This window comes from Ruegeria atlantica (assembly GCF_001458195.1).
In the GTDB taxonomy this organism is placed as follows: domain Bacteria; phylum Pseudomonadota; class Alphaproteobacteria; order Rhodobacterales; family Rhodobacteraceae; genus Ruegeria; species Ruegeria atlantica.
Map to the genome: position 1 here is coordinate 18097 of NZ_CYPU01000072.1, position 17514 is coordinate 35610.

Genomic DNA, 17514 nt, shown 5'->3' on the forward strand with positions numbered 1-17514 from the left:
GCATTTGCGTGTTCAGAACAGAATTTCTCTTGGTGTGTAGACGTTCAAAAGCATGGCAAAGAGCCCGTACATCACTGCCACAAAGACCGCCGTGATGATCCCGCGTTTGATCCAGGTTTTGACCTCGGAATGGGGGGCGGGGTCGTAGATCGACAGCAGGGTAAAAAAGGCGATGGTTGTTGCGGTGTAGAACCCCAGCGTCTTCGCCGCCCAAAATACGTGGATTAGCGTGATGATCAGCCCCGGCAGCAAGTTCACGAACATCGTCCGCGTCACGCCGTTTCCGACTTTGGACAGACCCATAACTGCTTTGCCAAATGTCCATCCGGCCAGAACCACAAAGACCGTTGCGATCAGGCGTGGGAACAGGAATGCCTCGGCGGGTTGTTGCGTGTAACTGACCCATGCGACCCACAGGCCAACTGCAAAGACCAGACCTGACCCGAATACGTGCTGTGAGCGGTTCATGCCTGTGCCTCCTCTTTGGTGGTGTAGCAGCGACTGCGCAGTTCCATCCAAACCGAATAGGCGATCGAGGCCAGTACCACTGCGATCAGGAACAGGTTTAATCCACCGGTCATGAAGTACGAAGCCTTGCCGACGGTCGCGTCAGCGATCATTCCACCCTGGATGAAGTTGGCCTCGGCGATTGGCCCGAGGATCAGGCCCAGTACCAACGGTGCAGCCGAGAAACCGAGGCGTTCCAAAAAGAACATGCCGATGCCGAGGCACGCCATCACGTAGACGTCGCCCATCGAACCCTGAACCGAGTATGCGCCAAAGACCGAAAGGGCCAGAACGATGGCGGCCATAACCGATTGCGGAACCTGTGCGACGCGTGCGGCAAGACCCGCGACATAGAGGCCGAAGATACACATCAGCACCTGCCCGATCAGCATCGAGTTGATGAAAGTCCACGCCACGTCCGGATGGTTATCGAACAAATCCGATCCCGGGAAAATCCCGTGGATCAGCAACCCGCCCAACAGCACGGCGGCGGTCGGGCTGCCGGGGATGGACAGCGTCAACAGTGGAACAAGCGAAGGTCCAACCATCGCGTTGTTGGCAGATTCCGCGGCAATCACGCCCTCGGAATGTCCAGTGCCGAACTTGTCCTTTTCGGACGAAAACTTCTTGGTCTGGTCATAAGCGACAAGGCCCGCGATCTGTCCACCGACGCCAGGGATCAGGCCGATGATCGAACCTGTCAGCGTTCCGATGCTCAGCGCTCGGGTGCGGCTGAACAGTTCCCTGAACGCCGCCAGGATCGAGTGGCGTTGCACTTCGATCACTTCGGCGCCTGAGTTGTGCCGCCCTTTGGCAAACATGGTCAACACCTGTGGGATCGCAAACAGGCCAATCAACGCGGCGATTATGTTGATGCCGCCGCCCAGTGCGGGGTGAAAGATAAAGCGTTGTGCACCCATGATGTCGTCGAATCCGATGGTCGCCAGCCACAACCCAATACAGCCCGACAGCAAACCCTTGACCACTGAGGCCGAGTCCAGCGTGCCAATGACCGTCACTCCTAGAATGGCCAGCCAAAACAGGTGCGATGGTCCAAAGGCCAGCGCCCATTGCGCCAAAACGGGCGTCAGGAAGATCAGCAGCAGAACGCCAAAAATTCCGCCCACGGCCGATGCCAGAAAAGACAGCTGCAAGGCGCGGGCACCTTCGCCTTTTTGGGCCATCGTGTGGCCATCCAGAGTGGTGGCGATGTTCGCCGGAGCGCCAGGGATCTTCAGTAGGATGGCGCTGACCGCGCCGCCAGCCACGGTCGAGGTATAGGCTGCCCCCAGCAGGATCAGGCCTTGCGCGGCCTCAAGTTGGAAGGTGAACGGGATCAACAGGGCCACCGCCATCGTTGGTGACAGGCCGGGGGTCGCGCCCAGAATTAACCCTCCGATCGTGCCGCCCAAAAGCAGCAGGAACGACATCGGCGTGAACACATCTCCGAAGTAGTAAATGAATTCCATCCTGGGCCTCCCAACCCGTCCGTTCGCACTTTTACCTTTGTTGACAAATCAGGTTAGGGGATGAAAATAGTATTGCAAATGTTTTCATAAATTTGACCGGTTGGGGTAAAATTATGGCTAACTTTCAGAAGGGTAAGGTGGATATTGTAGCTGTTGCAAAGGCTGCAAAGGTGTCGCCGTCTACGGTTTCACGCACCTTTAATCACCCCGATCTGGTCAACCCGGCGACTCGCAAAAAGATCAATAAAGCGGTGCAGCGCTTGGGATACATCCGCAACCGCGCGGCCCAAACGATGCATGGGAAACGGTCGGGAACAATTGGCCTTGTCGTGCCCACAATCAATCACGCCATTTTTTCCGAGGTCATTCAGGCCTTTTCGGATTCGATCGACCAGGCAGGGTTCAGCCTGTTGCTGGCGTCCCATGGGTATGACCTGGATCGGGAGTACGCGATGGTTCGCAAGTTTCTTGAACATCGCGTGGACGGTGTGGCGCTAGTCGGGTTGGAACATTCCGACGCCACCAACCGCTTAATCACACAGCAAAAGATTCCCGCGCTGGCAATCTGGAATTTCTCAGAAGAATCACCCTTGCCCTGCGTTGGTGCGGATAACCATTTGGCTGGGCGATTGGCGGCGGAACACCTGCTGGAGCTGGGGCACCGTGACATCGGGTTGATCTTTCCCGAAACTCAGGGGAACGACCGCGCACAGCACCGCCTTTCCGCAGTGCATGAAGCATTGGGCGAACAGGGGGTTTCCGTACCTGATGAGCATGAAACCCAAGCGCCGTACAGTGTTTCTCAGGCCAAGCAGGCTGCCTTGGCCCTTTTGACGACGCCGAAACGTCCGACGGCATTGCTGTGTGGCAATGACGTCATTGCGCAGGGGGCGCTGTTTGCTGCCCAAAAACTTGGACTAAGCGTTCCCGATGATCTGTCGATAATTGGTATCGGGGATTTCAAAGGCTCAGCGGACGTCGAACCCGGCCTTACAACCATCCGCATTCCCGCAGAAAACATCGGAGCACTGGCCGGTGAGAAATTCACCGATTTCATCACGTCGGATGACCCAGAGCATTTCAGCATCCGCTGTGATTTGGAATGTGTCGCCAGACAAACGACCCGTTCGCTGGCGACCTGACAGGCCTGGGCAGAATAGCTAGGCTATGATTGCCTCAATCTTATCCAGCGTGGCCGCATTGACGGCAACACCATCGGTCTGTGCCAGCCTGCGTTTGCCACCGCGCCCATCGCCGGGCAGATGCGCTCCGTTCTGTGCGCGGATTGCGCCGACCAACTCGCTGATCCCCGAAGTAAACGCATCGCAAGAGGTTGCGGTTGGATCTATCGCAATGAAAAACTGTCCGGTCTTGGGCGGCCCGCCGGCGGTGCCGGAAAAGGGCGAGGCGTTGATGCCAAGGGTCGCTCCGGTCAACGCTGCGGCCATAATCTCTGTCAGTAGGGCAACACCGACGCCTTTGTAGCCGCCTGACGGTGCCATCGACCCCTTAAGGCCGACGTTGGGGTCTGTGGTCGGGTTGCCATCTGCGTCCAGAGCCCAGCCAACCGGGATCAGTTTGCCTTCGCGCGCATGTTTCATGACCTCGCTTTTGGCAATCGTGCTGGCGCTTTGGTCGATCAGCAGGGCGGGCTGGCCGTCCGCGCCAGGCGCGGCGATCGAGAAAGGGTTGGTGCCGACGACGGGTTTTGCGCCGCCCGAAGGCGCGATCGAGGCCGGAGCGTTGGTGAACCCCAACCCCACCAATCCCGCCTGCGCCAAACGGTACGTATGGTAGCCAAGGACACCGCAATTATAGCTGTTGCGGATCGACAGTGCCGCGATCCCCTGTTCACGTGCAGCTGGGATAAGGGCCTCAAAACCCATATCAATTGCGGAATGGGCAAAGCCGGTTGCTGCGTCCACGTTCACTGCGCCGGGGCGCGGGCGCGACAGTTCCGGTTGGGCTGTTCCGTCCACTTTCCCACATTGCACGTGCTCGCAATAGATCGGGATGTAGGCCAGCCCGTGGCTGGCGACCCCATCCGCCTCGGTTGCAGCCGTCGCAACGGCCAATGGCCGGGCGTTGGCTTCAGCGGTTCCTGCGGCAACAAGCGCACGGAAGGCGAGATCTTCGATCTGCTCAAGGGTCAGTGTACGGGTTTCAATCATTGGGACCTCTTCAATCGTTGTCGGATAAGCCCGCTCCGGCCCCGCGCAGGCGGGATTCCTCGGTGGCAGGGGCGTATGTGCGGTGGGCGAACCGGTTTAGTACCGTCCAATCGGTCGGATCGGGTTCAGCCCGTGTTCGATGTGGGGCGGGGGCGGTAAGTTGGCCACCAAGGTGCACAGATACCTGATGTGCCCGGTCCGGAATCGGCGCGTCCAGGGACAAATCAAAACCGTCGGTTTCCGCTAGTGCGTGGTCATAATCTACACTCACGCAGGTCGCTAGAAAGCGTGCGGCATTGGCCGCAAATGGAAGCAGCAGTGCGGGTACGGCTACGTTTCTTATTGAGATCGGGGATGAATTCAGGCGGTGGGCACAATCGGACAATAATGCGCCGGTCACCAATGGGCACAGCTGGTTTTCGCTCTGCCATTCGCCGCTCAGATCAGACGGGGCGTGTGTCTTTGGTGTGCTCGCCAAATCCAGTTGCAGCAGCTGAGCTAAAGCACCGGTACCGTTTTGCCCGTGCGCGCACAGCCAGCGCGTTGCTTTCGCGGCTTCCTCAGCAAGGCCCCAGCTATATCCAGCTCCTCGGGTCGCACGCTTTGCGGTGGCTTCGACCTCATTCAACGAGACGTTCATTGGGAAAGCTCCGGATAGACCCACAGATCTGCGGTTTTGGCATTCAGGTCTTCGGGGTAGGGCGCGCCAGCATACATGCAGATACGCACCCAGCGGTCCGAGCGTGGGTCAAAATGCGTAGCACCAAAAAAGGATAACTTGGCCCGGAGCATATCGATGGGCATGACGCCGGCGCTGATTGTGTTGTCGCGAAGCTCGCCATATGGCGCGACAAGGCCGATCTGCGCACGCCGGATCGTGTGACGGTGTTCAGGATGGCGCAGTAGGAACTCGGCTATCGACCTATCGTCCTGCCAATTCTCAAGATCCGCATAAGCCAGCGCGGCGTCTCTGGCCGGGGCAATGGGCTGTTCGTATTCGGCAATTGGTTCCTCGAACCGTTCACCCAAGCGTGGTTCCAGTTTTTCTTCAGACACGTACCAGGCGCGCGCGCAGTTTGCCTCTGCCGACCATTCCAAATCCAGCGCCCAACCAAAGCGGTCCTGAATCGCGGTGCGGACCTGATCGACGGTCATACCCCCGTTGATAACCTGTGCTTGCGCATTTCCGTCAGCCATACAGCCGGTCAGGCCGTCCACCAGATCGCCATAGGGTTCCAGAACAAGTGAGGCGAGCAGTTCCTGCCCTTCTTCGCCAAGTGCGGTTTCGGACCATCGGATCAGCCTGTCCCAAGGGTGGTCCTGCGTCAGGTCATTCTGATCCAGGTAGCTGTTAATTGCCGCAAGATCTGCATTCAGCGACGCAAGCTTCTCAATCTGGACCGGATGTTCTGATCGCCACCACGACATCGACAGTTTGCTGCGATCGTAGATTTCACGAAAGTGTCGGGCTTCATCCTCTGACGCTGTTTGCAGGGATCGCACCCGTGCCAAAGCTTCTTCGCGCGTCATAATCCAATTGTTGAACAGCACCGGGTGGTTCACGATGAACGGAGCCATGCCAAGGCCGGTAGAGTTACCGATGCCCAGCCACTGCGCAATCTCGGGGTCCAGATCCGCCGTCTGCATTCCGCCTTTGGCGAGGGCCATGTGTTGCACCAGATCGCGGACAAATGTTCGCGTCAGGTAGACCGACAGCATTTCCGCCTGAAACGGTGCGTGCAGTTCTGGCCGGTTCGCTATCTTCTCGCGATCTGCGGCGCCGAACTTGCCCGATCCGTAAACGGCCGTCGTCCGCATCAGGTAGCCGACTTTATGGATTTGCTCCAAGTCGGGCTGTTGTCCGGCAGCCAACCTGTCAACCACGTGTTTCCACAAACGCACGGACCGGTTGGCACGAGACAGTGACAGCTCGCTTTCGCTTACGCGCCCGGCTTCTTGCAAAGGCACGTTTTGGGACAGGCGTTGGATGTCCTGCTCCGTTGGGATGCCATCGAATAATGCGAATGTGGCGTCCCACGCCTCGGCGATCACCCGGTCCGACCGTTGTTCGGGCGGCAGGTCATGGGCAAACGCAACCAGCGAATAGGCGCGATCCGGACCTTGCGCCGTGTAGACCGCGTGGCCGACGCCGTTTTCGTCGATCTCAAAAACAGGGCGCATAAAGGCCCAGTTCTCACGCGCCATACGCCGGGTCAGTTGCCGCATGAAGCTGAGTCTGCACTGATGCAGCGACCCCAGCCGCGACAGGCGCATAACCTGCGCAGGATCGCGTCGCGGGATATCAGTACTGACGAGGTTCATGCGGTTTTTGGTCCAAAGTTCTGATCGAAAAAGCGGTACCAGTTTCCGCCCATGATGCCTGAGATTTCTTCGGCGTTCATGCCAACGTTGCGAAGCCCGGTTTCGATATTGCCGAAGTCGCGATTGTCCTCGAACCAGCTCGGCATTGGCGGAAAGCCGGGATTGCTGGCGGAACCTTCGCCATAGTCAATTTCCTTGGTCCAGCGACCAACGCGCATCCATTCGACGATGCTGTCGGGCTGATCCTGACACAGGTCAGTTCCAATCCCCAGATGCTGTGCACCGTATTTGTCAGCCGTACGGGCGATCATCTCGCAAAAACTCTCCAGCGTGCAGTCGGACTTGTCCTTCAGGTGGTGAGGGTAGACCGAAAAGCCCAATATCCCACCGTTTTCGGTCACTGCGCGGATCACCGCATCGCGCTTGTTGCGCAGGGCCGGGGACCATTCGTGCGGGTTGGCGTGCGTAATGGCAATGGGGCGTTCGGACATCTCGGCGGCCTCGATGGTCGAGCGATCTGCCGAATGGCTCATGTCTACGACAAGCCCAACACGGTTCATTTCTTTGATGACCTGTTTGCCCATGCGGGTGATGCCGGTGTCTTCGGCCTCATAGCAGCCGGTCGCCAGCAGCGACTGGTTGTTATAGGTCAGCTGCATGAACCGCGCGCCCAGATCGTGCAGGATTTCCACCAGCCCGATATCATCTTCGATAGGCGAGGGGTTCTGGAAACCAAAGAACACAGCGGTCCGCCCGGTTTCCCGGGCGATGTCGATATCACTGGCCCAGCGGCCCTTCATGATCAGGTTGGGGTATTGCTCGAACCAGCGGTTCCACTTTTCAAAGTTCAGAACCGTTTCGCGGAAGTTCTCGTGATACGAGATGGTGACGTGGATCGCATCCACCCCCCCTTCGCGCAACTGGCGGAAGATCTTCTCAGACCAATTGGCGTATTGCAGCCCGTCGATGCGCATCAGACCGGTGTTCCCGCGCTGATGTAGGCTGTTTTAACAGTGGTATAGAATTCAGCCGCTGCCTTACCCTGCTCACGTGGACCGTACGAGCTGTCGCCGCGCCCGCCGAACGGAACGTGATAGTCAGTGCCTGCGGTCGGCAGGTTGACTGTGACAACACCGGTGCGTGCGTTGCGGCGGAAATGCGTTGCGCGCGCAAGGCTTTGTGTCACGATGCCCGAAGTCAGTCCAAAGTTGGTTGCGTTCACCACGCTCAGCGCTTCGTCATAGCTGCCGACCTTGATGACGCTGGTCAACGGCGCGAACATCTCTTCGCGGTTGATCCGCATATCGTTGTTGGTGTTCAGGAAAACGCCGGGGGACATGTAGAACCCGTCATGCGGCATCTCAAGCCGCTGACCACCACAGGCCAATTCTGCGCCCTCAGATTTGCCCAGATCGACATAAGTGAGGTTTTCGCTCAGCTGCTGTTCGCTGACGACTGGCCCCATCTGAACGCCGTCTTCCAGCGCGTGGCCGACTTTCATGGCCTGCGCACCCGCGACAAGTTTTTCGACAAATGCATCGTGCACACCGGCATGAACGACCAGACGCGAGGACGCGGTACATTTCTGACCTGTTCCGCCAAAGGCTCCGCCCAGTGCCAGCGTCACCGCCAGATCCAGATCAGCGTCATCCATAACGGCCAGTGCGTTCTTGGATCCCATCTCCATCTGAACCTTGGTCAGGTTCTGAATGGCAGCTGATGCGATGCCCTTTCCGACCGGAACCGAGCCGGTGAAGGATATCGCGTTGACCTTTGGGCTTTCTACCAGACGCTGACCAATCGAACGGCCCGAGCCCATGACTAGGCTGAACAGACCTTTGGGGATGTCCTGCCGCTCGATGATTTCGGTCAAGGCCACAGCAGAGGCGGGCGTGATATTCGCCGGTTTCCAAACAACTGCGTTGCCGTAGCAAAGTGCCGGAGCAATCTTCCATGACGCGGTCGCAGTCGGAAAGTTCCACGGGCTGATGATGGCTACGACGCCTACGGCTTCGCGGCGCACGTCAATCTCGACGCCGGGACGTACGCTGTCGGCGTTCTCGCCGATCTGGCGCAGGCATTCGGCTGCGTAATAGGTGAAAAACTGACCGGCGCGATAAACCTCGCCCTTGCCTTCGGCCAGCGGCTTGCCTTCTTCGCGGGCCAGCAGAGTGCCCAGCTCTTCGGCGCGCGACATCAGCTCGTTGCCGATATTCATCAGAACCGCTTGCTTGCGTTCGGGGCCGTAGGCTGCCCATTCTGCCTGTGCAACACGCGCCTGATCCAATGTGGCCTCAAGCTGATCCGCGCTGGCCTGTGCGAACATGCCAACCAGATCGCTCAGATCCGAAGGGTTGCGGTTTTCAATTTCGGTCTCGCCCGCCAGCCATTCGCCAGCAATCAGGTTCAGTTTTGTCACGATGCGCCCCAGAGTCATGAAAATTGGTCTGGCGCAGAATGGCTTTTTGAGTAGATATCAGTCAAACTCAAATAAATTGAGCAAACTTCAAAAAAGGTGAAGCTTGGCGATCAAGATCGAGACCTTACGGTGTTTTTGCACCGTTGCCCAAACAGGCAACCTGATCGAGGCGGCCGACCGGTTGGGCCGCACGCAGTCGGCGGTCTCGATGACCCTCAAGCAATTTGAGGATCATCTGGGTAAAAAGCTCTTTGAAGGAGAGCGCAAAAACCAGTTGTCCCCGTTGGGGTTACAGGTTTTCGAAGTGGCATTGAAACAAGTCCGCCAATTCGATCAGGCCGTCTTGGATGTAATGGCCGCAGCAAAAGCAGAGCACGGTTTGCTGCGCATCGCGTCCGTTCCATCGGTTGCGGCGCTGATTTTTCCTAAGGTTCTGGCCTATGTCACAGAACGCTTTCCCGGAGTAAAAGTCGAATTGCGCGACACAGATACTCAGCAGGTATTGGACGCACTGGTTGAGGGTAAAGCGGATATTGGCATCGCCTCAGGTCAGCACGCGCTGAACGGAGTTCGGTCGCTTCCGTTGTTCGAAGACAGGTTTGGGCTGGTATGCGCCTCTGATCACCGTTTGATACGACAGCCAAATACGCCAACAATTGACGAAGTCCTGACACTTCCGTTTATACGAAACGCGCTGTGCGATCTGATTCAATCGCCCAAGTTCCGGGCATCCGAAGCGCAGGCGGATGTTACCGTTCACAACACCCATTCCCTTATCACAATGGTCAAGACCGGGGATTGGGTAACGGTGTTGCCGCAATCGGTCGCCAGTTTCATGCCCGAGGCGACGGCGTTTCGCGAAATTGCGGATTTGCCCGATCAGCGCCAGGTCTGCCTCTATGTCAGTGAACATGCGCGGTTCAAGCATCTGACCGAAGAGGCGGTCGCTTACATTCTGGAACTGGGCGCTGCCTGATGGCAGAGTACGAGTTCACGGCCAATTTTCGACAAAGCCGAAACATTTCTATGATAATATCGAATTTGAGTGCTTCTTGGACGTAACGCTTGATGGGTGACGCGTCGCCATGTTTCAATTTTTATTGCCGGGTCGGCGCATCGTGCGGCTGACCCAAAAATGGGAAAGCATCGGCTTTCCGACTTTGTTTGCACGGTGCACCACGGCCCCCGGGCATAGAAAAACAGCGCCGCAGACGTCCAACATGGAGACACAAATGAAAAAATTAGCCACGTTACTGGGAGGCGCATCCGCTGTGATCGCCGGACCCGCCCTTGCTGCTGATATCGTGATCGGCGTGCCGAACTGGCCTTCGGTAAATGCGACGGCACATATTTTGAAAGTTGCGATCGAACAGAACCTCGGTCTTGAGGTTGAGCTTCAGAATGGCACCAACCCGATTGTGTTTGAGGCGATGGACTCCGGTGCCATGCACGTACACCCCGAAGTTTGGATGCCCAACCAGCAAAACCTGCATGATACCTACGTAAAAGATAAGGGCACGGTTACCTTCAACGCAAACGGAGTTGAAGCCTTCCAAGGTATGTGCGTCGACAAGGCAACGGCCGAAGCACATGGCATTACGTCCATTGAAGACCTGACAAATCCCGACAATGCTGCGCTATTTGACAGCAACGGTGACGGGCAGGGTGAGCTATGGATCGGTGCGCCAGGATGGGCGTCGACCAACGTCGAAAAAATTCGGGCCAAATCCTACGGTTATGACCAAGTTTTTGAACTGACGGAAATTGACGAGACAGTGGCTTACGCAAATCTCGACAATGCAATCAAGGCAGGCGAGCCGTGGGTTGGGTTCTGCTACACGCCGCACTATGTGTTTGCCCTGCATGACATGCAGATCTTGGAAGAACCGGCGTACGACGCGGCCAAGTGGAACGTGCTGCAGCCCACAGACGACCCGGATTGGCTGGAAAAATCCGAGGCCGGCGTTGCCTGGGATCTTGCCTACCTGCATTTGCACTTCGCAAAGTCGCTTGAGGAAGAGTATCCGGAAGTGGCGACCATGCTGTCCAACATGAAACTGGATACGGACACGGTTTCGGCGATGACATTTGCATTGGTGATCGAAGGCCAAGAGCCTTTGGCTTACGCAGAGGAATGGGTCGGTGCGAATGAAGATGCCGTTCTGGGCTGGATGTCAAATTGATTGACGCCCACCGGATTTGAAACTCTGGCAGGCCGTCGGGACAGCCCCGGCGGCCTGTTTTGCACCAAAGGGACAAAAATGACCGAAACAGTCGTTAAACTGACGGATGTCTGGAAAATCTTTGGCGCAAAAGCCGAAGAAGCCATGGAAGCCGTCCGGAATGAAGGCATCGGAAAGCCTGAAGTTCTGGAAAGATTCAATTGTGTCGTTGGCGTGCAGGGCGCGTCCTTCGAAGTGCCAAGGGGCGAGATTTTCTGCATCATGGGCCTGTCAGGCTCTGGCAAATCTACGCTGGTACGACACGTTAATCGCCTGATCGAACCGACCGCCGGAAAGATCGAAATTCTGGGGCAGGATGTCTCCAGGATTTCCGAGGCCGAGCTGCGTCGCATTCGGGCCATGCAAATCGGGATGGTGTTTCAGCACATGGCACTGATGCCACACCGATCGGTTCGCGATAACGTCGCCTACCCGCTGGAAATCCGCAAAGTGTCGAAATCGAAACGCTGGGCGGTTTCGGATCACGCATTAGGGTTGGTAGACCTGACAGGCTACGAAGACCGCCTGCCCAAAGAATTGTCGGGCGGCATGCAGCAACGGGTTGGGATTGCCCGCGCGCTGGCCTCGGACCCCGAAATTTTGTTGATGGACGAGCCGTTCTCGGCGCTGGATCCGTTGATCCGGTTGCAACTGCAGGATCAGTTCAAGGCTCTTGTGGCGCAGCTACAAAAGACGACGCTGTTCATCACGCACGATCTGGACGAAGCCATTCGCATAGGTCACCGCATCGCGATCATGAAAGACGGTGTCATTGTGCAGATCGGTACGCCGGAAGATATCGTCATGAACCCTGCAGACGACTACGTGCGAGAGTTCGTGCAGGGAATTTCCAAACTCAAACTGGTCAAGGCGCATTCAATCATGGAGTCGATCGAAAGTTACTCTGGCCCGACCGATGGCGCGCCGCGCGCGGATGAAGGGGCGGATTTGGACCAGTTGATCGACCTTGCCGTCAGTACGGACCTTCCGGTCATCATTACCGATGCTGGCGCTGATGTAGGCGTGGTCACTAAACCGCGTTTGCTGCGCGGAATTCAGGGGGGCAAAAATGACTGATGCAACCACGGAAGTAAAAGTCACGGCCGCATCGGATATCGAAGTCGACCGCGAGGCGCTGGACCGCTCGATCCACGAATTTACCGGTCCAAACGGCGACTACTACGTCAACGCGTTTCACAAAATCCATGACGCGACCAGCGGTATTCCCAATACCTTCAACATCTGGGCGGCTGTTTTGGGACCATTCTGGTCTGCGTCCCGCGCGATCTGGGGGATGTTCTGGACCTTCCTGATCCTGGAAATCATCGCCTGGGTTCAGATCGGTCGCGGTGCCTGGGGCAACCCCGGCGCTGATCTGGCCGAACGGGCTGAACGTCAGCAGACCCGCGCGAACGAGCTATTGGAACGTGCGACTGCGGCCACCGAAAAGGCGGACATTGACCGGTTCAACAAGTTGGCAGCGAATATCCAGAAAGCCGCAGATGCCAGTTTTGAGAAAGCGGCGTCGGCCCAGTCTGAGGCGTTTGGCATCATGGTTACAGGCCTGTTGATGTTGTTGGTATTCAAACTTGCGCAAGGTTTTTATGCGGACCGCGTGTACGAAAAGCAGTACTCGAATTGGCGGACAGATCCTGCTAGCACCGAAAGCGGCCGCTCGACCCGCAACACTGTTCTGGGTGCTGTTTTGGTGGCCGCAATTGGCCCGCTGATCGTTTACAAATTCACCGTCAACGCCTCACTCCCATTGTTGGATGCATTCCCCGAGCAGGAAGTCTCCGCGATGATATTGGGCGAAGGCAACGGAACGTTGTTCTCAAATCTGGCAAGCTGGATGGAGGCGCAAATAGATGCAGCCGCCGCAGCCGGCGGGGATGTATTCGACGGTATCGTGGCGGGTGTGCGATCTGTTCTGGATGCGTTGACGGTGGCATTGATCGGTTCCCCGTGGCCGGTTGTGATGTTGGTGATCTGTGTGACCGCGTGGCGCGCGGCAGGGCCACGGGTGGCAATCTTCACCGCGTCTTCGTTGGCCTATATCGCGCTTCTGGGGTACTGGGATGTGGCGATGGAAACCGTGGCCTTGGTGGGCGCGGCGGTGCTGTTATGCGTGGTTTTTGGCATTCCGCTAGGCATCTGGTTCGGCAAATCCAAGCGCGCCTACCGGGCGGCCGAGCCGGTTTTGGACCTGATGCAGACATTGCCGGCTTTTGTCTACTTGATCCCAATCATCGCTTTCTTTGGCACAGGCAACCCGCCGGGCATTTTGGCGACGATCATCTTTGGTATGCCGCCAGTTATTCGCCTGACTGCGCTGGGGATGCGCGGGGTTCCGGAAAGCATCAAAGAGGCTGCCGTGGCTTTTGGGGCGTCGAAATGGCAGTTGCTCAAGGATGTTGAGATCCCGCTTGCCCTGCCGTCGATCATGACCGGCGTGAACCAGACCATCCTGATGTGCTTGTCGATGGTGGTGATTATCTCGCTGATCGGCGGTGGAGGTCTGGGCAAGGAAATCCTTGAGGCGCTGCAATACGCTGCCAAAGGTCCGGGTCTGCTGGGTGGGTTCGCCATCCTGTTCCTGGCCATGGTCATGGACCGTATCGTTCAAGGTGCCTTCCGCCGAGAAGACGAGAAACTCTGAACGCAAACGCCCCCGGTTCACTTCGGGGGTGTTTTTCTTTCACCGGAGACGCAGATGACCGACCGTTACGAACAGTCTATGATGGACAATCTATATTGGTGGGGGATACCGACCCTATTTCGGTGCCCCAATCAAGGTCCCGAAGGGCAGGACATCGCTTTGGTCGGAGTGCCGCATTCGGCAGGCAACGGCACAACCGAGCGGGATCAGCATTTGGGCCCGCGTGCTTTGCGGCATGTCTCGGCCGTACAGCGGCGGGTACATTCGGTGTTTGAAATTGATCCGTGGAATAGCGCAAAGATTGCAGATGTGGGCGACGTTCCATTTCCGCGGGCAAACGATAACGAAGACTGCATCGAACGGATTACGGCTTTTTACAAAGACATCGATGAAGCCGGTGCGCGCCCGGTGTCGATTGGCGGCGACCACTCCATCACTGGCGGGATCGTGCAAGCGCTGGGTCGCGGCAAGCTGGCTGGTGGAGAGCCTGTCAGCTTTCTGCATTTGGACGCGCATACTGACGTCTTCACCAAGGTCGATCATTTCCTGGGGGCGAAGAAATCAGCGGCCCATTGGGGCGCGTATCTGGCGGATCAGGGGCAGGTCGACCCCACGCGATCCATGCAAATTGGACTTAGGGGCCATCCGCGAAGCTTGGACTGGCTGCAGCCGTCCTACGACTATGGCTACAACATCGTCACCATGCGTGAATTTCGCCAGCGCGGGCTGGAAGACGTCGTGGCTCAGACCAAAGAAATTCTGGGCGACCGCCCGGTCTATATCACGTTCGATCTGGATTGCCTTGATCCCACTGTCGCGCCTGCCGTGTCCAATCTGGAACCGGGCGAGAAGGGTTTCGATATTGACGAGGCTGTCGGCATTCTGCGTGCCGCGCGCGGGTTGAACATTGTGGGTGGGGACGTCGTTTGCATGATGCCAACCAAGGACAGCCCGAACAACATCACCGCGCTTACGGCAGCTGCGGTGATGTTCGAAATGATCTCGATGATCGCCGAAAACGCCAGCTAGCGCCGTGCGTCCACAGCCTGCGCCAAAACGCAGAGCAGTTCGAACATCAGCGAAATGCCCAGCCACGCGGTGCCTCCGTTCGGATCGAATGGGGGCGATACTTCGACCAGATCAGCGCCAATCAGGTTCACACCAGACATCCGGCGGATGACCTGCTGCGCCTGAAAACTGTTTGGTCCGCCGATCTCGGGCGTTCCGGTGCCAGGGGCGTAGGTTGGGTCAACAAAATCAATGTCATAGGTGCAATAAGTTGGTGCTTGCCCAACGATACTGCGCACCTCGGCCATCACGTCGTCGATGCCCCGATCAAACAGTTCCTCGATACGGATGATGCGAATACCCTGTGCCTCGCCCCACTCGATGTCTTCGGTGTTGTAGGCGGTGCCCCGGATGCCAACTTGAACAAAGCGTTTGGGGTCGACCAGTCCTTCTTCTACCGCCCGCCGAAACGGAGTGCCGTGGGTGAACTTATGGCCCCCAAAATAGCTGTCGAACAGGTCTGTGTGACTATCGAACTGGATCAGGCCAATGGGGCCTTCGGCGGCAAGCGCACGCAAAACGGGCAGGGTGGTCAGGTGGTCCCCGCCAGCGGTGAGCGGAACAATGCCTTTTGCCTGTAGGGTCGAGTAGAAATCCGTAACCCGGTTCAGAGTATCTTCGATATCAACCGGATTGGGCGCAACGTCGCCAAGATCGGCGCAATTGACCATTGAGAACGGCGCGACGCCTGTGGCCGGGTTCATCGCGCGGATCATCGTGGAATAGTCCCGCAATTGTCGCGGACCATGCCGCGCGCCGGGGCGATTGGTGGTGCCGCCATCCCACGGGATGCCGATGAGACCGACCTGAACATCCAAAATCCGTTCGTGATCCAGGTCCAGGCTGGGCAAACGCATGAACGAGGGGATGCCGGCAAACCGGGCCAGCTCCATGGCCGATACCGGCTGAAAAAATGAATTAGTCATGGCCTTATCCTTCGCGCAATTCCCATTGGACCCTAGCGGCCCAATGAAGTGTTGGGAATGCTCTGTGGTTTTTATATCAGAATGCGGAAACGTTTCCGGATTTCGGTATCCTGTTCGGCGCTCAGGTATTGTGGGTGATGACTGGCCAGAACCTCTTTTGCGTGATGTCGGGCAGATGACCATGCGTCTTTCGCACCATCATTTTGCCACGTGCGGGGCTCCTGTCGATCGGCGAGTTCGGGGTAAAAGTAATCCCGCTCCATCGCCGCATAGGTTTGTTCACTTCCCAAAAAATGCCCGTCACCCAGAACAGAATGGCAGATGGCGTCAAAACCCAGGTTTTCCTCGCTCACCTCAATCCCGCGCAGCGCCCGATAAGTGTGTGAGTGCATTTCGTTATCCAGAACAAAACCCTCGAAACTAGCGCCCAATAGCGATGCGGTCATGCCTGAGCTTTCATAGATCAGGTTCCCCCCAGCCAGTGCCGCGGCAAGCGATGTCATGCCTTTTTCAACGCCGTACTGCGCGTCGACAGCCTTTGCGTCGGTCATGGAGGCGGCTACGCCCGAGGGCAAACCTAACCAGTTCGTGAGCTGCGCCGAGGCCGCGTTCAAAACAGCCGTCTCTCCGCTGCCGCCGGCAAAAGACCCGGTCCTGAGGTCTACGATGAAAGGCCAATTGGAAAACACCATCGGAAATCCGGGTCTGATCGCGTAGACCATGACAAGGCTGGCCAATGTCTCGGCCAGCGATTGCGCCAAAAACCCGGCCAAAGTCGCCGGGGCCGTGGCACCGGCCTGCGCCGCCGTGATGCACGACATGGGAATGTTGTGGGCGACGCATTCATAGACGACATCAACCGCATCCTCCCCATACCGCAGTGGCGAAATCACTGGGCTGATATGAGCTTTCAGGAAGGGGCGTTTGGCGAATTCACCCGGCCCTCCGGCGACGATATCCAGCAACTCGACAATGGGGCCGACATGTTCGGCCAGAGTAAACGATGTTGCCACTGGTTTGGTCGTATTGCGCACCAGCGCATAGGCGGTGTTGACGTCCAGATCGAATACATCAGGTACATCTGTGGCCACGCAACATCGGGTGAACCAGCTGACATTGGCCAGCGTGTCCTGCAATCTTGTGAAGTCGTGCAGGTCCTCCAGCGTAGAGGGGCGATAAAGACCGCTGTCGATGTCCAGCGTTTGAACGGCGGCGCCACCCGTGCCGAAAAACACGCGGTCGCCGCCAACCTCGATCGAGCGGTTTTCGTCCCGGCCATGGAACACGAAACTTTTGGGGGCTGTATCGATTGCGCGCTGAACCATTTCACGCGGGAACAGCAACCGGTCTTGCTGACCCGCCTGCGCACCTGCGGTTTTGAGGTCTGCCGCTAATCTGTCTGGCACGTTTCCCATGCCCAAACGTTCCAACAGCTGCAGTGCTGTATCGTATATCTGTTCGATCTCGCGTTGGCTCAGAGGTTTATAAGCGCCGCCCTTCTGGCCGGGTGGGCAGGGGTCTACGACCGGTTTGGCTGCTCGCTGGGCATGCCGCGCTTTTCGGCCGCTGCGTTTAGAACCCTCTGATGACATCCGGTCCAATTCCTTTTTATCACTTTCCTGCACCGTAAGGGGCGGAACATCCCGGCATCAAAGGCGAATTGCCTTTTTCAGAATCCGAAATCGCAGTTTCGATTTTCCTGTACCCGCATTTGCGCAGTTGTCGCCCCAGCCTTTTCTTCCGCAAGACTT

General features: G+C 57.4%; 15 protein-coding genes. 6 read left to right on the forward strand and 9 right to left on the reverse strand.

Annotated features, from left to right (window positions below; genetic code table 11):
- Window positions 1-12 precede the first annotated feature (12 nt).
- Together RUA4292_RS21105 and RUA4292_RS21110 are read right to left on the reverse strand one after the other, a co-directional pair.
- Entirely contained in the window at window positions 13-468 is a 456-nt protein-coding gene (locus tag RUA4292_RS21105) for a tripartite tricarboxylate transporter TctB family protein (RefSeq protein ID WP_058279392.1), read from the reverse strand.
- Window positions 465-1976, reverse strand: a complete 1512-nt coding sequence (locus RUA4292_RS21110) for a tripartite tricarboxylate transporter permease (RefSeq protein ID WP_058279393.1) — start codon at window positions 1974-1976, stop codon at window positions 465-467. The genes RUA4292_RS21105 and RUA4292_RS21110 overlap by 4 nt, the downstream gene beginning before the upstream one ends.
- A 113-nt stretch (window positions 1977-2089) precedes the next feature.
- Here RUA4292_RS21110 and RUA4292_RS21115 point away from each other — a divergent pair, with 113 nt between their 5' ends.
- Entirely contained in the window at window positions 2090-3118 is a 1029-nt protein-coding gene (locus RUA4292_RS21115; protein ID WP_058279394.1) for a LacI family DNA-binding transcriptional regulator, read from the forward strand.
- An 18-nt stretch (window positions 3119-3136) separates the two neighbouring features.
- On the opposite strand, the gene RUA4292_RS21120 is transcribed toward RUA4292_RS21115, so the two are convergent.
- Genes RUA4292_RS21120 through RUA4292_RS21140 form a run of 5 tightly spaced genes read right to left on the reverse strand, consistent with a single transcriptional unit; the run spans window position 3137 to window position 8906 of the window.
- Window positions 3137-4147, reverse strand: coding sequence for an Ldh family oxidoreductase (locus RUA4292_RS21120; protein WP_058279395.1), 1011 nt, complete (start codon window positions 4145-4147; stop codon window positions 3137-3139).
- Between the two features lie 10 nt (window positions 4148-4157).
- Entirely contained in the window at window positions 4158-4787 is a 630-nt protein-coding gene (locus tag RUA4292_RS21125; protein WP_058279396.1) for a DUF3726 domain-containing protein, read from the reverse strand.
- Window positions 4784-6469, reverse strand: a complete 1686-nt coding sequence (locus RUA4292_RS21130) for a hypothetical protein (RefSeq protein ID WP_058279397.1) — start codon at window positions 6467-6469, stop codon at window positions 4784-4786. The genes RUA4292_RS21125 and RUA4292_RS21130 overlap by 4 nt, the downstream gene beginning before the upstream one ends.
- Window positions 6466-7443: a membrane dipeptidase gene (locus RUA4292_RS21135; protein ID WP_058279398.1), complete on the reverse strand. Its 978-nt coding sequence runs from the start codon at window positions 7441-7443 to the stop codon at window positions 6466-6468. Before RUA4292_RS21135 ends, RUA4292_RS21130 begins: the two co-directional genes overlap by 4 nt.
- Window positions 7443-8906: an aldehyde dehydrogenase family protein gene (locus RUA4292_RS21140; protein WP_233493511.1), complete on the reverse strand. Its 1464-nt coding sequence runs from the start codon at window positions 8904-8906 to the stop codon at window positions 7443-7445. The genes RUA4292_RS21135 and RUA4292_RS21140 overlap by 1 nt, the downstream gene beginning before the upstream one ends.
- A gap of 85 nt (window positions 8907-8991) precedes the next feature.
- Here RUA4292_RS21140 and RUA4292_RS21145 point away from each other — a divergent pair, with 85 nt between their 5' ends.
- From RUA4292_RS21145 to RUA4292_RS21165, 5 genes are all read left to right on the forward strand, one after another.
- Entirely contained in the window at window positions 8992-9864 is an 873-nt protein-coding gene (locus RUA4292_RS21145) for a LysR family transcriptional regulator (protein ID WP_058279399.1), read from the forward strand.
- Between the two features lie 256 nt (window positions 9865-10120).
- The gene (locus tag RUA4292_RS21150; protein ID WP_058279528.1) at window positions 10121-11071 is read left to right on the forward strand and encodes an ABC transporter substrate-binding protein; all 951 of its coding nucleotides are present in this window, start codon (window positions 10121-10123) and stop codon (window positions 11069-11071) included.
- Window positions 11072-11149: 78 nt separating this feature from the next.
- Window positions 11150-12187 (forward strand): quaternary amine ABC transporter ATP-binding protein, encoded by a 1038-nt coding sequence (locus RUA4292_RS21155; RefSeq protein ID WP_058279529.1) that lies wholly within the window; start codon window positions 11150-11152, stop codon window positions 12185-12187.
- Window positions 12180-13769 (forward strand): ABC transporter permease, encoded by a 1590-nt coding sequence (locus RUA4292_RS21160; protein WP_058275411.1) that lies wholly within the window; start codon window positions 12180-12182, stop codon window positions 13767-13769. The genes RUA4292_RS21155 and RUA4292_RS21160 overlap by 8 nt, the downstream gene beginning before the upstream one ends.
- A 54-nt stretch (window positions 13770-13823) precedes the next feature.
- A complete protein-coding gene (locus RUA4292_RS21165; protein ID WP_058279400.1) occupies window positions 13824-14798 on the forward strand; it encodes an arginase family protein in 975 nt (324 codons plus the stop codon).
- On the opposite strand, the gene RUA4292_RS21170 is transcribed toward RUA4292_RS21165, so the two are convergent.
- Both RUA4292_RS21170 and RUA4292_RS21175 read right to left on the reverse strand, forming a co-directional pair.
- The gene (locus RUA4292_RS21170; protein ID WP_058279401.1) at window positions 14795-15763 is read right to left on the reverse strand and encodes an agmatinase; all 969 of its coding nucleotides are present in this window, start codon (window positions 15761-15763) and stop codon (window positions 14795-14797) included. The genes RUA4292_RS21165 and RUA4292_RS21170 overlap by 4 nt on opposite strands.
- A gap of 71 nt (window positions 15764-15834) precedes the next feature.
- Complete coding sequence (locus tag RUA4292_RS21175; RefSeq protein WP_058279530.1) at window positions 15835-17355, reverse strand: trimethylamine methyltransferase family protein; 1521 nt, start codon at window positions 17353-17355, stop codon at window positions 15835-15837.
- Window positions 17356-17514 lie beyond the last annotated feature (159 nt).

Bases quoted from the DNA above. Each gene is read 5' to 3' on its own strand.
- RUA4292_RS21170 (WP_058279401.1), bottom strand. From the start codon at position 15,763: ATGACTAATTCATTTTTTCAGCCGGTATCGGCCATGGAGCTGGCCCGG.
- RUA4292_RS21135 (WP_058279398.1), bottom strand. From the start codon at position 7,443: ATGCGCATCGACGGGCTGCAATACGCCAATTGGTCTGAGAAGATCTTC.
- RUA4292_RS21175 (WP_058279530.1), bottom strand. From the start codon at position 17,355: ATGTCATCAGAGGGTTCTAAACGCAGCGGCCGAAAAGCGCGGCATGCC.
- RUA4292_RS21115 (WP_058279394.1), top strand. From the start codon at position 2,090: ATGGCTAACTTTCAGAAGGGTAAGGTGGATATTGTAGCTGTTGCAAAG.
- RUA4292_RS21150 (WP_058279528.1), top strand. From the start codon at position 10,121: ATGAAAAAATTAGCCACGTTACTGGGAGGCGCATCCGCTGTGATCGCC.
- RUA4292_RS21105 (WP_058279392.1), bottom strand. From the start codon at position 468: ATGAACCGCTCACAGCACGTATTCGGGTCAGGTCTGGTCTTTGCAGTT.
- RUA4292_RS21110 (WP_058279393.1), bottom strand. From the start codon at position 1,976: ATGGAATTCATTTACTACTTCGGAGATGTGTTCACGCCGATGTCGTTC.
- RUA4292_RS21140 (WP_233493511.1), bottom strand. From the start codon at position 8,906: ATGACTCTGGGGCGCATCGTGACAAAACTGAACCTGATTGCTGGCGAA.
- RUA4292_RS21130 (WP_058279397.1), bottom strand. From the start codon at position 6,469: ATGAACCTCGTCAGTACTGATATCCCGCGACGCGATCCTGCGCAGGTT.
- RUA4292_RS21120 (WP_058279395.1), bottom strand. From the start codon at position 4,147: ATGATTGAAACCCGTACACTGACCCTTGAGCAGATCGAAGATCTCGCC.
- RUA4292_RS21155 (WP_058279529.1), top strand. From the start codon at position 11,150: ATGACCGAAACAGTCGTTAAACTGACGGATGTCTGGAAAATCTTTGGC.
- RUA4292_RS21125 (WP_058279396.1), bottom strand. From the start codon at position 4,787: ATGAACGTCTCGTTGAATGAGGTCGAAGCCACCGCAAAGCGTGCGACC.
- RUA4292_RS21165 (WP_058279400.1), top strand. From the start codon at position 13,824: ATGACCGACCGTTACGAACAGTCTATGATGGACAATCTATATTGGTGG.
- RUA4292_RS21160 (WP_058275411.1), top strand. From the start codon at position 12,180: ATGACTGATGCAACCACGGAAGTAAAAGTCACGGCCGCATCGGATATC.